The organism is Nocardia sp. NBC_01388 (genome assembly GCF_045040085.1).
Classification (GTDB): domain Bacteria; phylum Actinomycetota; class Actinomycetes; order Mycobacteriales; family Mycobacteriaceae; genus Nocardia.
In genome coordinates, this window is the sequence record NZ_CP109553.1 from 4,090,260 (window position 1) to 4,105,984 (window position 15,725).

At 67.3% G+C, this 15,725-nt stretch carries 14 protein-coding genes; 3 read left to right on the forward strand and 11 right to left on the reverse strand.

Features of this window, described 5'->3' with window-relative positions; all coding sequences use genetic code 11:
• Positions 1-32: 32 nt before the first annotated feature.
• Both OG716_RS20255 and OG716_RS20260 read right to left on the reverse strand, forming a co-directional pair.
• Entirely contained in the window at positions 33-440 is a 408-nt protein-coding gene (locus OG716_RS20255; RefSeq protein ID WP_405139059.1) for a PPOX class F420-dependent oxidoreductase, read from the reverse strand.
• An 84-nt stretch (positions 441-524) separates the two neighbouring features.
• On the reverse strand, positions 525-1,874 hold the full coding sequence (locus OG716_RS20260; RefSeq protein ID WP_405139060.1) for a DoxX family protein: 1,350 nt from the start codon (positions 1,872-1,874) through the stop codon (positions 525-527).
• A gap of 325 nt (positions 1,875-2,199) precedes the next feature.
• On the opposite strand from OG716_RS20260, the gene OG716_RS20265 reads away from it, so the two are divergent.
• Positions 2,200-3,336: a phosphotransferase family protein gene (locus OG716_RS20265; protein ID WP_405139061.1), complete on the forward strand. Its 1,137-nt coding sequence runs from the start codon at positions 2,200-2,202 to the stop codon at positions 3,334-3,336.
• Positions 3,337-3,350: 14 nt separating this feature from the next.
• Positions 3,351-4,451 (forward strand): hypothetical protein, encoded by a 1,101-nt coding sequence (locus tag OG716_RS20270; RefSeq protein WP_405139799.1) that lies wholly within the window; start codon positions 3,351-3,353, stop codon positions 4,449-4,451.
• A 115-nt stretch (positions 4,452-4,566) separates the two neighbouring features.
• On the opposite strand, the gene OG716_RS20275 is transcribed toward OG716_RS20270, so the two are convergent.
• The 7 genes from OG716_RS20275 to mqo form a co-directional block, all read right to left on the reverse strand.
• On the reverse strand, positions 4,567-4,941 hold the full coding sequence (locus tag OG716_RS20275; RefSeq protein ID WP_405139062.1) for a hypothetical protein: 375 nt from the start codon (positions 4,939-4,941) through the stop codon (positions 4,567-4,569).
• 32 nt (positions 4,942-4,973) lie between these two features.
• Positions 4,974-5,360, reverse strand: coding sequence for a cobalamin biosynthesis protein (locus OG716_RS20280; RefSeq protein ID WP_405139063.1), 387 nt, complete (start codon positions 5,358-5,360; stop codon positions 4,974-4,976).
• The gene (locus OG716_RS20285; RefSeq protein WP_405139064.1) at positions 5,347-6,819 is read right to left on the reverse strand and encodes a cobyrinate a,c-diamide synthase; all 1,473 of its coding nucleotides are present in this window, start codon (positions 6,817-6,819) and stop codon (positions 5,347-5,349) included. The genes OG716_RS20280 and OG716_RS20285 overlap by 14 nt, the downstream gene beginning before the upstream one ends.
• Positions 6,813-7,433 (reverse strand): cob(I)yrinic acid a,c-diamide adenosyltransferase, encoded by a 621-nt coding sequence (gene cobO, locus OG716_RS20290; RefSeq protein WP_405139065.1) that lies wholly within the window; start codon positions 7,431-7,433, stop codon positions 6,813-6,815. Before cobO ends, OG716_RS20285 begins: the two co-directional genes overlap by 7 nt.
• Positions 7,434-7,666: 233 nt before the next feature.
• Complete coding sequence (locus tag OG716_RS20295; protein ID WP_405139066.1) at positions 7,667-9,772, reverse strand: magnesium chelatase subunit D family protein; 2,106 nt, start codon at positions 9,770-9,772, stop codon at positions 7,667-7,669.
• 302 nt (positions 9,773-10,074) lie between these two features.
• Positions 10,075-10,527 carry a GNAT family N-acetyltransferase gene (locus OG716_RS20300; protein WP_327144881.1) on the reverse strand — a complete coding sequence of 151 codons (453 nt, stop codon included), beginning with the start codon at positions 10,525-10,527 and terminating at the stop codon, positions 10,075-10,077.
• A gap of 38 nt (positions 10,528-10,565) precedes the next feature.
• Positions 10,566-12,089: a malate dehydrogenase (quinone) gene (gene mqo / locus OG716_RS20305; protein ID WP_405139067.1), complete on the reverse strand. Its 1,524-nt coding sequence runs from the start codon at positions 12,087-12,089 to the stop codon at positions 10,566-10,568.
• A 173-nt stretch (positions 12,090-12,262) separates the two neighbouring features.
• Between mqo and OG716_RS20310 the strand changes: the two genes are divergently transcribed.
• Complete coding sequence (locus OG716_RS20310) at positions 12,263-13,312, forward strand: alpha/beta hydrolase (protein ID WP_405139068.1); 1,050 nt, start codon at positions 12,263-12,265, stop codon at positions 13,310-13,312.
• Here OG716_RS20310 and OG716_RS20315 read toward each other — a convergent pair.
• Positions 13,292-13,855, reverse strand: coding sequence for an alpha/beta hydrolase (locus OG716_RS20315; RefSeq protein ID WP_405139069.1), 564 nt, complete (start codon positions 13,853-13,855; stop codon positions 13,292-13,294). The two genes, OG716_RS20310 and OG716_RS20315, sit on opposite strands and share 21 nt — an antisense overlap.
• Before the next feature lie 84 nt (positions 13,856-13,939).
• Positions 13,940-15,646 (reverse strand): cobyric acid synthase, encoded by a 1,707-nt coding sequence (locus OG716_RS20320; RefSeq protein ID WP_405139070.1) that lies wholly within the window; start codon positions 15,644-15,646, stop codon positions 13,940-13,942.
• Between the last annotated feature and the right edge of the window lie 79 nt (positions 15,647-15,725).

A 15,725-nucleotide genomic window follows, 5' to 3' on the forward strand; every position in this document is an offset into this window, starting at 1 on the left:
ACGTGCCCGGCTCTACGCGGGCGGATGCCGATTCAGATGCGGCTGTGGACCTTGGCCGGGGTGATGCGGACGACCACTCGCTCGGCGGGGTCGGTCAGCGAGGACGGCATGAACTCCCCGTACGTCTGCCCGGTGAACTTCAGTGACATCCGGTCCGGCAGTGCCCGCTCGGGGTCCGGCTCCACGGTGACGGTGCCGCGAATCTCGGCATAGACGTACGGGTTGTCCGGCGGCGTGATCATGACGGTGGCCCGCGGGTCGCGCACCAGATTCTTGTACTGCTGCCGGCTCACCGAGGTGGAGTACACCAACTCGTCGCCCTCACGGTCGAGCCAGACGACGGTCAGATGCGGCTGGCCGTCGGCGCCGACGGTCGCCACGGTGGCGAATACCTTCGACTCGTCGATGTGCTTCTTGAGTCCCTCGGGAAGTGTGCTCACGCGTGTTCTGAACAGACTGCGCCGCACACTGATTCCCGGGCGCTACTTCACGCCGTTGGCGCGTCACTTCACGCCGTTGGCGCGTCACTTCACGCCGTTGGCGTAGTCCTGCACCAGATGCAATCCGCCCTGGCGGATCGGCATTCGATCCGAGTCGACGAGCGTGAGCGCCAGCGTCACCGGATGGCCTTCGAGTTCGCCGGTCAGCGTGAGCCGATCCGATGCCGGCCGTTCGTAGGTCAAGCTCGCCAAAGCCTCGGAGCCCGAGGGCGCACGCAGGGTGAGACGGTGTGCGCCACTGTCGAATTCGGTCAGGACCGGGACCATGCCGTCATCCATACGCTGGTAGATCGCCACCCCCGGATCGTCGAACACCATTCGCCGCCAGCGGGTTTCATCAGTGAGCAGCGGCGGCACCGACTGCCCGTCCCTGGTGAACTCGGTGACGTTCCAGATTCCGTACAGCTCGGACTGCGGTCGGCCCGGGCCGTACTTGTGCCAGCCGTCCCAGGCCCCGACCGCTTGGCCCAGGACGAACCAGAGCGCGAGCACCACCAGTGCGATATCGGAGATCCGCCGGGATCGCCGCGTCCGGAACGGGGTGGGGACGGTCGAGGGCCCGGCCGCGCCGCCCAGCAGTGCGGTGGTGAGCCGCCGCGCATCCGGGGCCAGCAGCACCATCGACAGCAGCAACAGGTGGAACGCCAGCAGTTTGACCGGGACATCGAAGGTCATGTTCAGCACCCACACCTGCGCCATACTCACCAGGCTGAGCAGCGCTCCCGCCACCTGGGTGCGCGGCAGCAGAAGCAGCAGACCGCCGGTGATCTCGGCCAGGCCGAGCAGGCTCTCGTACACCGGTGAGACGCCGACCTGATTCCACAGCACCGCCATATGACTGAACTCGCCGTAGGGCTGCACCAGTGTGGCCAGGCCGGGGACCGGCATCTGCAGGGGAATCGCCTTGGCGAAGCCATAATTCAGCATCTGACCGGCCAGCATGACCCGGAAGAACAGCAGGAACCAGCCGGCCGCCGTGCGGTATTCGGCGCGCCTGCGGTCCAGCACACTCCATACCGCGGTCACCAGCACCGCGGCGATCAGAATGCAAAAGACCTCGATCCACAGATACAGCTGATCGCCGCTGCCGGAATCCAAATTCAGGTGGACGCCCGGATGGTCGAAGACGGTGCGCCCGGTCCAGCGCACCAAGGGGCCGGGCAGGTCCGCGTACTTCTGCAGGAGATCGTCCGGCAGCCACTTCTGGAGGATGCCGAAGAAGGCGAAGAGCGGCTGCGGGTAAAAAACGCAGAACAGCGTGAAATAGGCGATCACGAAGCGGAAGAGAATCCGGAGGGCCGGTCGCCACTCGCGGTTCTGCTCCGGTGACAGATCATCGAAATCCGTTGCGGTACCTACTGTTCGCACACTCATCGCACATCCCCTCGCTCCGAACTTCGACCGTAGTTCGAATGCGATCTCGACGCCTCCGGGTTATCCCCCTTTTCCGGAGCTCCGGCATACCTCTGCGGGATTACGTGCCAGCCACCATCGTGATGACGTGCCAGCACTACCGCCGCGCCGGAATTCCCGTCGAGCGGTCATCCCATTCACCGGTACTCGACCCCGCAACCCCTGCACAATCGAACTGGAACACGTTACATTTCTCGGCACCGTGTTGTGCGGGTCACAGCGGCCCTTTCCGGCCCGCCCGAACCGCGCCTGACACGCCTGCCTTTCCATGCCAGGAGGAATAGACATGTCGGCCGACGACCCCAACCAGAGATGGGAACTCACCGTCTCCGACCGCGACGAGGATCAACTCGCGGCACAACTGGCGGGCTGGCTCGCCACCAAGGTCGTAGCCGACGAGGCGCCCCGCGTCACTTCGCTGACCAAGCCGCAGGCGGGCGGCATGTCCAGCACCACGCTGCTCTTCGACGCCGAATGGACCGAGAACGGGCAGCCCGCGGGCGGCTCCTACGTGGCACGCCTGGCGCCGGAGGACAGCTCCTTCCCGGTCTTCGAGAAGTACGACCTGGAAACCCAGTACGCCATCATGGCCGGCGTAGCCGAGGCCACCGACGCACCGGTGCCGGAGCTGTGCTGGATCGAGACCGATCCGAAGGTGCTCGGTTCCACATTCTTCGTCATGCGGCGCGTGAACGGCCGTGTCTGCGAGGACAATCCGCCGTATGTGTTCTTCGGCTGGGTCTTCGACGCCACGCCGGAACAGCGGCTGGAGATCACCCGCAAGACCGTCGAGGTCATCGCCAAGGTGCACGGCATCGAGAACCCCGCCCAGCGCTTCCCCATGCTGGACGGCGAGGGCTCGGCGCTGCGCCGGCACTTCGAGGCCCAGAAGCAGTGGTACGACTGGGCGCTCGCCCGCGACGGATTCCGTATTCCCTTGCTGGAGCGCACCTTCGAATGGCTGGAGCAGAACTGGCCGCAGGGCTCGGGGCCGGATGTGCTCAACTGGGGTGACGCCCGGCCCGGCAACATCATGTTCCAGGAGAACGAAGACTGCGATCTGGCCGCCGTCCTCGACTGGGAGATGGCCGCCCTCGGCCCGCGTGAACTCGATGTGGCCTGGCCCATCCTGATCCACCGCTTCTTCCAGGACATCGCCACCCGATTCGATCAGCCCGGACTGCCGGACTTCCTGCGGCGCAGCGATGTCGAGAAGCTGTACGAGGAGGCCACCGGGCACGCGGTCCGCGACCTGGACTGGTACCTGATGTACGCGGCGCTGCGCCACGGCATCGTGATGGGCCGCATCAAGCGCCGCATGATCCATTTCGGTGAGGACACCGATACCGACGATCGCGACGACTACGTCATGCACCGACCGCTGCTCGAGGCCATGCTCGACGGCACCTACGCCTGGGATTGAGAGCTATGAAACCCATGATCGGCCCGCTCGACGAATTCCCCATCCACCAGGCGCCGCTGCCGATGGCGCGGGTGGTCAGCAGCGATAAGAACTTCTACGACCGCAGCTACTTCAATGCCATCGACACCACCGGTGATCTGATGCTGATCACCGGGTTCGGCGTGTACCCGAACCTGGGCGTGACCGACGCCTTCGCCACCGTGCGGCGCGGTGACACCCAGCACGCGGTGCGGTTCTCGGATGCACTGGACCAGCGCGGCCTGGACCTGGCCGTCGGCGGGTACCGGATCGAGATCATCGAGCCGCTGCAGCAGCTGCGGGTGATCTGCGAGCACGAGGACCTGTCCTTCGATATGACCTGGGACGGCGCGTTCCCGGTCGTACAGGAGGAGGCGCACACCATCATCACCGGCATGAACAAGGCCATGATCGATGCGCAGCGCTTCGCCCAGGTCGGATCCTGGTCCGGCACACTGCATGTCGACGGCACCGACATCACCGTCGATCCGGCGAACTGGACCGGCACCCGCGACCGCTCCTGGGGCATCCGGCCGGTCGGCGAATCCGATCCGGCGGGGCGCGTGGCTTCCGAACCGTCAGAAGGCTTCTGGTGGCTCTACGTGCCGCTGCGCTTCGACGACTACTCGATCATCGTCATCGTGCAGGAGGAGCCCAATGGCTTCCGCACCCTGAACGACGCCACCCGGATCTGGCACGACGGCCGCATCGAGCAGCTGGGCTGGCCGCGCATCAATCTGAAGTACAAGTCCGGCACCCGCATTCCGACCTCGGTGCGCCTGGACCTCACCACCCCCGACGGCAAGCCGCTCGAGGTGGAGGTCGAGGCCGGCACCCATATCGCCCTCAATGTCGGCTGCGGCTACGGCGGCGATCCGGACTGGCAGCACGGACAGTGGAAGGGCCGCAACTGGTCCGAGAGCAAGAGCTTCGATCTGACCGATCCCGCGACTGCCGGTCGCATCCCCTTCAGCGTCATCGATCACGTGGGCAAGGCCCGCTGCGGCAGCGACGAGGGCTGGGGCCTGTTCGAACACGGCAGCCTGGGCCGCCACGACCCCACCGGTTTCGCCGACTGGGGCTCGGTCTCGCCGTAACCACAGACCGCGAATCATCCACTCCCTGTGAATGATCCGCACCGCCGCCGCGCTCGCCGACGACCCAACCAGTCGGCGCGCGCGGCGGTTCGCCGTATACCACCGCAGCAGCCGTTCACGGCCCCGGGTGCATATAAGCCGCCAGGAACTGCAGTCCGGCGAACCCGCAGGCCAGGAAGACGATCGTCCCCGCTGCCGTACCGGCCGCCATTACGCTGACCACCCGAACGCCGCGCCGGCCGACCACAAGCCCGGCCAGCAATGCGACGGCCCCGGCGAGCGCCCAGACATAGAGCGGAATAGCGCCTAATCCCAACGATATTCGCAGTGGGCAGGACACCCGATAGCCGCATTCGGGTGGATGGCTGTCCATACTTATCGCGTAGAAGAAGAACAGCAGCGTCGATCCGATGAATCCGAAGAAACCCAGAACTACCCAGAGAATCACAAACCAGCCCCAGCGATCAGGCGCTTCGGTCGAATCCCTCATGGCGGCAGCCTAATTCACACCGATCGGCGGCGTCAGGCGAGTCTTCGGGCACGCGTGCGAATCACCGCAACCGCCACCGTGACTCCGCCGATCACCCGCTTCTCCGCAAGCAGGCGCTCGCACCCGGCGGCAAGCAGCGCGGCCGCCTCGGCAACACTGGGTGTGCCGATGGCCGCTGCCACACGGATCGAGGGATTGGGCACCGCCATGCCCGCGAGATCCGTTGCTGTGAACACCCGTACCGGCACCCCCAGCTCTGCGGCTGCGGCGATCAGGCCCGGCTCCTCTGCGCGCAGATTCACCGTCGCCAGGCAACCGATCTTTGCCTCACCCGCAACGTCTCGTGCCGCGTTCACTATGGCCCGCGATTCAACCCCGGACCTCATACCGATCCCGACCGCGAGGTCAGGCCGGAACATGAGTTCGCGCGAATTCGGCTGCGGTGGAGACGAAGCGGGTGATGGCGGTGGGGTTTCCGGCGGGGTGGGTGTGGAGGTAGGAGGCGTGGACGTTGTGGAGGATGGCGCCTTCGCGGACGGTCTCGCCGGACGGGGCGCGCCAGGCCCAGGCGAGGGCGTCGGAGGGGGCGGTGGCGAGGCGGGTGCGGTGGAATTCGTGGCCTCGGACGCGTTCTCCGGCTTGCCAGAGGGGGGAGTCGGTGAGGGCCACGGCGTCGCGGTAGCCGAGGGTGAGGCGGGGACCGAATTCGGCGTCGGCTTCGACTACGCCGGCCATGCGGTGGCCGTCGAGGGAGCGGGTGAGGTAGAGCAGGCCGGCGCATTCGGCGTGGATGGGGAGGCCGCGGCGCGCCTGGTCGGCGATGGTGGTGAGCAGGTGGGTGTTGGCGGCCAGGGAGGCGGCGTGTTCCTCGGGGAAGCCACCGGGAATGACCAGACCGGCCGTGCCGGAGGGGAGTTCGTCGCGCAGAGGGTCGAAGACGACCACGCGGGCTCCTGCGGCTTCGAGGAGTTCGCGGTGTTCGGCGTAGCCGAAGGTGAAGGCGGCTCCGCCTGCTACGGCGACGATGGGGCCGCCGGTAGGAGGTGCGCCGGGGTCACCGGTCGCCGGAACACCTTCGGAGGCCGGAAGACCTTCGGCGACAGCGCTGATCCCCGCCGCGTCGACCGCCGGCCGCAGCTCCTCCACCGGATCCCATGCCGGGCCCGTGATATTCGAACTCGCCAGGGCAGCCACGGCCGCCAGATCTATATGCGCGGCAACAAGATCGGTCATGGCGTCGACCGCGGACTGCGCTGCGGAGCCGTGCTCCACGGCGGGGACGAGGCCGAGATGCCTTGACGGCACGGCCAATTCGTCCAGTCGCGGCAGTGCGCCCAGTACCGGCAGGCCGACACGGGCGCAGGCGGCACGCAGGACCTGCTCGTGCCGTTCGCTGCCGACGCGGTTGAGAATGACTCCGCCCAAACGGATTCCGCTGTCGAAGGTGGCGAATCCGTGCAGCAGCGCCGCCAGGCTCTGGCTGTGGCCGCGCGCGTCCACCACCAGGACGACCGGTGCGCCCAGCATGGCGGCGATCTGCGCGGTGGAGCCCTCCGCCACCGGTTCGGTGTTGTGTTCGTCGATGCGGCCGTCGAACAGGCCCATCACGCCTTCGACCACGGCGATATCGCAGCCCGCGCTGCCGTGCCTGTAGAGCGGAACCACCCGCTCGCCTCCGCACAGCACCGGATCCAGATTGCGCCCGGGCCGACCGGCGGCCAGTCCGTGATAGCCCGGGTCGATGTAATCGGGGCCCACCTTGAACGGCGCCACCCGATGCCCGGCCCGCCGCAGCGCGCCGATCAGTCCGGTGGCGAGAGTGGTCTTACCGCTGCCCGATGCGGGCGCGGCCACCACCACCGCGGGCACACTCACCATTCGATGCCGCGCTGGCCCTTGCGGCCCGCGTCCATCGGATGCTTGACCTTCGTCATCTCGGTGACCAGATCCGCGACCTCGATGAGCGCCTGCGGGGCATCACGACCGGTGATCACCACGTGCTGATTGCCGGGACGATCGCGCAGCGTCTGCACCACCTCGTCCACATCCACCCAGCCCCACTTGAGCGGGTAGGTGAATTCGTCGAGCACATAGAAGCGGTGCTGTTCGGCGGCGAGGCGGCGGGAGATCTCCTGCCAGCCGGCGAGCGCGGCGGCGGCATGATCCTCATCGCTGCCCGGCTTACGCGTCCAGGACCAGCCCTCCCCCATCTTGTGCCACTCGACCGCGCCGCCCGCGCCGGTTTCCTCGTGCAACTTGCCGAGGGTGCGGAAGGCGGCCTCCTCGCCCACCTTCCACTTGGCGCTCTTCACGAATTGGAAGACAGCCACATCGAAGCCCTGATTCCAAGCGCGCAAGGCCATCCCGAACGCGGCGGTCGACTTCCCCTTGCCCGGCCCGGTGTGGATGGCGAGCACGGCCTGATTGCGGCGCTGCCGCGTGGTCAGCCCGTCATCCGGAATGGTCTCCGGCAGTGGCACGCCCTGGGGCATCGTCTGCGCTCCTTCTCCTGACGCGGCCAGAGTGCGGCCGTCGGGAACCTACGGTGCCATACCCAGCCACCACACCCGGTCCCGGCCCGGGCCCCCGAGCTTTCATGATCATCAGGAACTGATTGCGCGCCGTTCTCGGCCGATGCCTGCACCAGTTCCTGATGATCGGCTGACCAGTCGGCCTAGCAAGGCGCGATGGCGGATCGACGCGGCCCACGTCGGGATGTGGAGGTTCAGGCGGCACGGGTGGCGCGGACTACGCCCGCGACATTCTCGCCGGTGAGTTCGGCCAGTTGCAGATAACCGCCGCGGAGTTCGCGGGCCAGGTCGCGGGCGAGGCCGAGGCGGATCATGCCGCGCTCGCAGTCGACGACCATGGCGGTCACCGAATCATTGGCCAGCAGGCGAGCGGCGGCGCGGGCACGGGGCACCGGGTCGGGGCCGCCGGTGGCGCGGCCGTCGGTAAGCATGACGAGCATGGGGCGGCGGTGCGGGTCTCGGATGCGTTCGCGGGCAATGACTTCGCGGGCCTTCAGGAGGCCCTGGGCAAGTGGGGTTTTGCCGCCGGTGCGCAGATCCGCGAGGCGGCGGACGGCGATATCGACCGAGGAGGTGGGCGGGAGCACCAGTTCGGCATCTGCGCCGCGCACGGTGATGACGGCGACCTTGTCGCGGCGCTGATAGGAGTCGCGCAGTAGCGCGACGATGGCGCCGGTGACTGCGGAGAGGCGGTCCCGGGCGGCCATCGAGCCGGAGGTGTCGACCACGAAGACGACCAGATTGCCTTCGCGCCCTTCGCGATACGCGCCGCGCAGATCCGCGGCGGCGAATTCCAGGGGGCCGCTGATCCGGCCACGGGCGCGCTGATGCGGGACGGCCGCGAAGATGGTGCCGAGCAGGTGCAGGCCGGTACCGGTTTCGGGAGTGGCGCGCACAACGCGGCCCTGGCGGGTGCGGGCACGTGAGCGACGGCCGGGTGCGCCCTCGCCGACACCGGGGACCTCCCAGCGCGGGGGCTTGGCTATCGATTGGGAAGGCATGCCGGAGCGACCTTCACGCGCCGGTCGCCCCGGCTCCTGGTCGCCGGAGGAATCCCGGTTCGGATCGGCAGGCCGCCGGTCCGGCTGCGAGTCCTGTTCGCCCCCAGGAAAATCCGGGCCACTATCCGACGACTGCGGTGAATCCACTTCGCCCGCAGGCGAATCCGCACCGCCACCGGGACCGTTCGGATCATCCTCGGGTTCCGGCGAACCCCCTACCCGCTGGTCCTGCGACCCCGCATCATCCTGCGGGGCCGCTTCACCTTTTCCCAGGTCGTCGGCACCGCCGTCCTGCGTCTCACGGTTGGCCTCATCGGCCGCCTGCCGCATAGCCTCGTCGAGTTGTTCCTCGCTGATCCCGGGTTCGTCGAACGGATCTCGCCGACGCCGGTGCGGCAGTGCGAGTTCCGCCGCGATCCGAACGTCCTCCTCGGTCACCGCGGCGCTGCCGCGCCAGGCGGCGTGCGCGGTCGCGGTGCGGGCGACAACAAGATCCGCGCGCATACCGTCCACATCGAAGCTGGCGCACAGTGCGGCGATCCGGCGCAGTTCGACATTGTCCAGCGTGACCTCGCCGATCCGGTCCCGGGCGGTCAGAATGCGTTCGGCCACTTCACGATCGGCGCCGGCATAACCGGCGGCGAAGCCGGCCGGATCGGCCTCGTAATCGAGCCGGCGGCGCACCACCGACATGCGCACATCCACATTGCGGGAGGCGACCACGTCCACGGTCAGGCCGAACCGGTCCAGCAGCTGCGGCCGCAGTTCGCCCTCTTCGGGATTCATGGTGCCCACGAGAACGAATCGCGCCGGATGCGAATGCGAGACGCCGTCGCGCTCGATATGCACGCGACCCATGGCGGCGGCATCGAGCAGCACGTCCACGAGATGGTCGTGCAGGAGGTTCACTTCGTCGACGTAGAGCACGCCGTGGTGGGCGGCCGCGAGCAGCCCCGGCTTGAACGCCTGTTCTCCATCGCGCAGCACCCGTTCCAGATCCAGGGATCCGACCACACGGTCCTCGGTGGCGCCCACGGGCAATTCCACCAGCCGGGCGGGCCGCGCGCCGCTCTCGTCGACCACAGGCGGCAGCAATTGCGCCAGCGCGCGCACCACGGTCGACTTCGCGGTCCCCTTCTCCCCGCGCACCAGCACCCCGCCGATTCCGGGATGCACCGCGCAGAGAATCAGCGCCAGCTGCAGCCGCTCCTGCCCGACCACCGCCGAGAACGGAAACCCGGCCTCGACATCGGAGACCGCGCGCTCGGATTCGGAGTAAGCCACAGAGGAGACGGACACGCGGTCAACTCTATGCGCGCCGCGTGCGCAGCCTGGAGGTACCCCGGCCGGTCCACGAGGGAAGCGTCACCCATATCGGCCCACCCGGCAGCGGCGTATGCGACCACCTGCGGCCCAGGCGATGCAGGCGGCACCGAGCGGATGCGATGCGGCAGGCAGCGCGCGGACGCGGTAGCCGGCAGACGGCAGACGGAGCCGGAGACTCGGACCTGGGAGGCGGCAGACAGGCGCAACAGGCAGGGGCAGCACCGTCAACCCCTGAAAAAGGAATCCCCGCAACCGATTCGGTTGCGGGGATCGCGTCAGCCTCGGCGCATCGGCAGGTGCGGTATTCCGTCCTCGATGTATTCCTCGCCGTCCACCTTGAATCCGTGCTTGGTGTACATATCGACCAGGTAGGTCTGCGCATTCAGGCGCACGGTCGCGCCCGTGCCGGTCTCGGCCAGGGCCGCCTGCAGCAGGCGGGTGGTGTAGCCGTGGCCGCGCGCGGGCGGGGTGGTGCACAGGCGCCCGATCCGGAAGGACTTCACGCCGTCATCGTGCTCTTCGAGCAGCCGGAGGGTGCAAATGACCTCACCCTCGTCGTCGAGCCAGAAATGTCGCGTTTCCGGAAGCAGGTCCAGACCGTCGAGCTCCGGGTATGCGCATTTCTGCTCGACGACAAACACTTCGACACGAAGTTTCAACAGCCTGTACAGAGTCTTGGTGTCCAGATCCAGGGCCCATGACCGTTTGAGAGCAACCGTTGACATCATCGATTGTTGCTATCACACCTACGCGTGCAATGCCACAACTACGCGTGAGATGTGACCCCGGAATGCTTCGGCGTCTTGTCGTGATCCAGGTGCAGCGCCTTGTTGGACCACTCCCAGACCTCACGGTAGAGCGCCTGGTTCTCCGAGAGCTTGACCCCCAGGGACGGCACCATTTCCTTGAGTTTCGGCTCCCACGAAGCGAATTCGCCCGGGAAGCACCGCTTCATAACGTCGAGCATGGCGCTGACACACGTGGACGCGCCCGGGGACGCACCCAGCAGACCGGCGATGGTGCCGTCCTCGGCCGCGACGACCGCGGTACCGAGTTCGAGCACACCGCCCGCACCCTTGCGGCGGATGACCTGAACGCGCTGACCGGCGATGATCAGATCCCAGTCACTGCCGTCGGCGCGCGGGAGGAACTCCTCCATCGCCTCGACCCGCCCGGACTGCGACTTGAGCAGCTCGCCGACCAGGTACTGCACCAGACCCATCTCGGTGACGCCGACACCCAGCATGGAGAACAGGTTGTTCGGCTTCACCGACTTGAACAGGTCGGTGTTCTTGCCGTCCTTGAGGAACTTCGGCGTCCAGCCCGCATACGGGCCGAAGAGCAGGCCGCGCTCACCATTGATGACACGGGTGTCCAAGTGCGGCACCGACATCGGCGGCGCGCCGACCGAAGCCTGGCCGTAGACCTTGGCCTCGTGCTGCTTGATGAGCTCCGGGTTCTTGCAGCGCAGGAACAGGCCGGACACCGGGAAGCCGCCGAATCCGGCGATCTCCTTGATGCCGGACTTCTGCAGCAGCGGCAGTGCGCCGCCGCCCGCGCCGACGAACACGAACTTGGCGTTGATGACCCGGGTCTTGCGGGTGCGCAGATTGCGCACCTTCACCAGCCAGGAGCCGTCCGACTGCTTGGTCAGGTTCTTGACCTCGTGACCGAAGGCGATATCCGCACCCGAAGCGCCGAGGTAGGCCAGCAGCTCCTTGGTGAGCTCGCCGAAGTCGATATCGGTGCCGTAGTCGGTCCAGTTCAGCGCGACCGGATCGGAGAAGTCCCGGCCCTTCGACATGAGCGGTAGTCGGCGCGCGAATTCGTCGGCGTCGTCGATGAACTCCATGCCCTCGAAGAGCGGGTGCCGCGACAGCGCGTCCTGGCGCTTGCGCAGGTACTCCACTCCGTCCGCGCCGTGCGTGAAGCTCACGTGCGGTACGTGGTTGATGAAGTTCGACGGATCGGCGAGAACACCGTTCTCCGCGGAATACGACCAGAACTGGCGCGAGACCTGGAACCGCTCATTGATGTCGATGGCCTTGGTGATCTCCACCGAGCCGTCGGCATTGCGCGGCGTGTAGTTCAACTCGCACAGGGCCGAGTGGCCGGTGCCCGCGTTGTTCCAGGGGTCACTCGACTCGGCCGCGGCGGCGTCGAGCCGCTCGAAGAGCGAGATGGTCCAGTCCGGTTGCACCTGTCGAAGCAATGCACCGAGGGTGGCACTCATGATGCCGGCACCGATGAGGACTACATCGGTCTTTTCAATCGTGGCAGCGTTCGACACGGTGTTGATCGACTTCCTTGTCTGTGTGAGGCAACCCAGCGGCAGTTAGGTTACCCGTCGTTCACCTAGGTTCGATTGTGCCCCTGGACACGCCGAAATCCAGCAACGAAAAGCCCAATTGTGAGAGATACCTCCAAGCTCCCTTTCCGCCCGCCGGGGATTATCTTGAGCAGGTGACCTCTGATACGTCATCCACCGCCGCCTCATCCGCTCCGACCCAGGCCACGGGCGCGTGGCAGCCCGATGTGCTCGGGCCGGACTATCAGCAGCGCACGCTGCCGCTGGGCCCGGATCCCGACGGCGAGGGCGACGCCTTCGCCACGCTGGTCCGCTATACGCCCGGCGATCAGCCGGTCGCCACCAGCGCCGTGTTGTTCGTGCACGGGTTCACCGACTACTTCTTCCAAGAGCATCTGTCCGAGCACCTGGCCGCGCAGGGGTTCGCCTTCTACGCGCTCGATCTGCGCAAGTGCGGGCGCTCCACCCGCGAGGGGCAGACGCCGCACTTCGTGACCGATCTCGCGCTCTACGACGTGGAGCTGAACCGCTCGCTGCGTATCATTCGCGAGGAGACCGGGTTGCCGGTGCTCGTCATGGGGCATTCGACGGGCGGGCTGGTCACCTCGCTGTGGCTGAACCGGCTGCAGGCCACGGGAGGCGCTCGCGCACAGGGCATTACCGGCCTGGTGCTCAACAGCCCGTGGTTCGATCTGCAGGGCCCCTCGTACTACCGCAATCCGCTCAGCACCGCGCTGCTGCAGGGCATCGGGCGCCTGAGCGCCATGGCGCAGCTGCCGCTGGGCAAGATCTCCACCTACGGAGACAGCCTGCACCGCACCGCATCCGGTGAGTGGGATTACAACCTGGACTGGAAGCCGTTGACCGGCTTCCCCATTCACGCGGGCTGGCTGCGCGCCATCCGGCGCGGACATCTGCGGGTGCACCGCGGGCTCGATATCGGAGTGCCCGCGCTGGTGCTGCGGTCGAAGCTGACCCGCTTCATGAGCAAGTACGGTCCGGCCGCCGATGTGGCTGATGTGGTGCTGGATGTGAAGCAGATTCAGCGCTGGTCGGGCTGCCTGGGTGAGCGCACCAATATCGTGCCGATCGAAGGTGCGCGGCACGACGTGTTCCTGTCGTCGGAAAAGCCGCGCACCCAGGCGTTCAAGGAGCTCGATTCCTGGCTGGAGTGGCTGGCTACATCACCAGAAGCTGGTGCGTAGCACGATCTCGGTGGCGAGTTCGTGGCCCGCTTCGGCGGCCACATCCGTGACGTCCACGGGGACGAGCCGGAATTCACCGTAGACGTAGCGCCCGGAGGCCTCGGCCGCCGGGCGCGGCAGGCGCTTGGTGGCGAGCAGGGTGGTCGGTATCTCCACCGGCGGGCAGGTGGCGTCGGCGATCGTGCCGTCCGCACCGGGTGCCGCGGGATGCCCGCTGCCGGCCGCGATGAGGCTCATGAAGCGGCCGAAACCACGGGCCGCGAGCTGCCAGGCCAGGTCGGCGCCGCTACCGCTGCCGACCAGATTCGCCCACGGCACCTTCAGTTCGTCGAGGATGCCGAAGACCGCCGCGCTGTCGAGCCCGTCCGCCGGTTCGATGACGATGGTGCGCAGGTCCGAGGTCTGCAGTCGTTCGCAGACCTCGTCGTATACGTCGGCCGGATCGCCCGCATCGGGGAGCAGGAGCACGTGGTGACGGGATTCGGTTCCTCCGACCCGCACGGCCCATATGCGGTCACCGACCGTGATCCGCCGAGATTCCATTCGGATAACGCTACACGGCGCGGAAATGTCCCGGACGCGTGTCAGCCGGATTGCTGTGATGGGCGTCACCATTGGCACGTATCGTCACCGATTGACCCGCAGAGTCGGCAGATTGGCCGATGCGCCCGCCTGGATCAAGCGTTCCAGAGCCGGGAGATCGAGGTACTTCTCCATAAGGTCCGCGAGCAGGTCGAGCTGGGTCATACGCACGTCGTCCACCGAAACATTGTCGGCCACAACGAAATCGGTGCGACCGGCGCGAATGGCGACCTCACGCAGCCAGGATCGGCGGAATTCGTCCGATTCCAGAGCACCGTGCAGGTGCGTGCCCCAGACAGCTTCGCGCACACTGCCTTCGGGTACACCGTCCAGTTCCAGCCACGGCTGATCACCATTGGCGCGGACCCGGCCATGGTGAATCTCATAGCCCCGCACGGGGATACCACCGCTCGCCGCGTCATGGCCGCCGTCCGGACGGTGGCCGGACCGGGCGAGGAGACGAGGCTCACGTTCGGCGCCCTCGTCGACGCCGCCGGAAATTTCTCGGCCGAGAGGGATGGCCGCGCCTGAGCCGGACGCCGCGGCGCCGCCCTGTGTGTCGCGGCGCCCGAGGGACAGTGCGGTGACGGAGTATCCGAGGGCGTGACCGGCGCTGCGGCGCAGCACCTTCGGGTCGTGGAATTCGATCTCGAGATCGAGCAGGCCCAGGCCCTCGACCGTGCCCGCGTCGGATTCGATGTGGTCCTCGATGGTGCGGCCGAGCATCTGGTAGCCGCCGCAGATGCCGAGGATCGGGCCGCCGGTGGCCGCGCGGGATTGCAGGGCGGCGGCGATTCCGGTGCGGCGCAACCACTCCAGATCGCTCACGGTGGATTTGCTGCCGGGGAGCACGACCAGGTCGGCGCCGGCCAGTCGGGAAGGGTCGGTGACCCAGCGGACCGAGACGCCGGGCTCGCAGGCCAGGGCCTCGATATCGGTGGAGTTCGAGATGCGGGGCAGGCGGATGGCGGCGACGGTCAGCCAGTCCCCGCCCAGCGGCGGGCGGGAGCGGCCGACCGGGGCGTCCGCGATGGTGCCGAGGGAGTCCTCGGCGTCGATCCAGAGATCCTCGGCGAAGGGGATGACACCGAGGGTGGGGCGGCCGGTGAGTTCGGTGAGCTGATCGATGCCGGGGCGCAGCAGGTCCACATCGCCGCGGAACTTGTTGATGATGTAGCCGGAGATCAGTTGCTGGTCTTCGGGTTCCAGAATCGCGACGGTGCCGAACAGATGCGCCAGCACTCCCCCGCGATCGATATCGCCGACCAGCAGGACCGGCAGCTCGGCGGCACGCGCCAGCCCCATATTCGCCAGATCCGTTGCCCGCAGATTGATCTCGGCGGGTGATCCGGCGCCCTCGCAGATCACCACATCGAATTCCGCACGCAGCGAAGCCAATTCCTCGGCGACCACCGCGCGCAATTCGGTGCGATGCCGGAAGTAGTCCTTCGCCCCGACGGTATCCACCGCCCGGCCGCGCACCACGAGCTGCGAGCGCCGATCACTACCGGGCTTCAGCAGCACCGGATTGAACCGCACACTCGGCTCGAGTCCGCAGGCGCGCGCCTGCAAGGCCTGCGCCCGCCCGATCTCCCCGCCGTCCAGCGTGACGACGGAGTTGTTCGACATGTTCTGCGCCTTGAACGGGGCCACGCGCACCCCGCGCCGGGCCAGCATGCGGCAAAGCCCCGCCACCACAACACTTTTCCCGGCATCCGAGGTAGTGCCGGCGATCAGCAGTGCGCCCTTCACGCGCCCGGCCCGTCGTCATCCCGGCATAGCGGCCCCTCGTCATCCCGGCGTGCTTGTGGCCGGGATCCACCGCGAGATT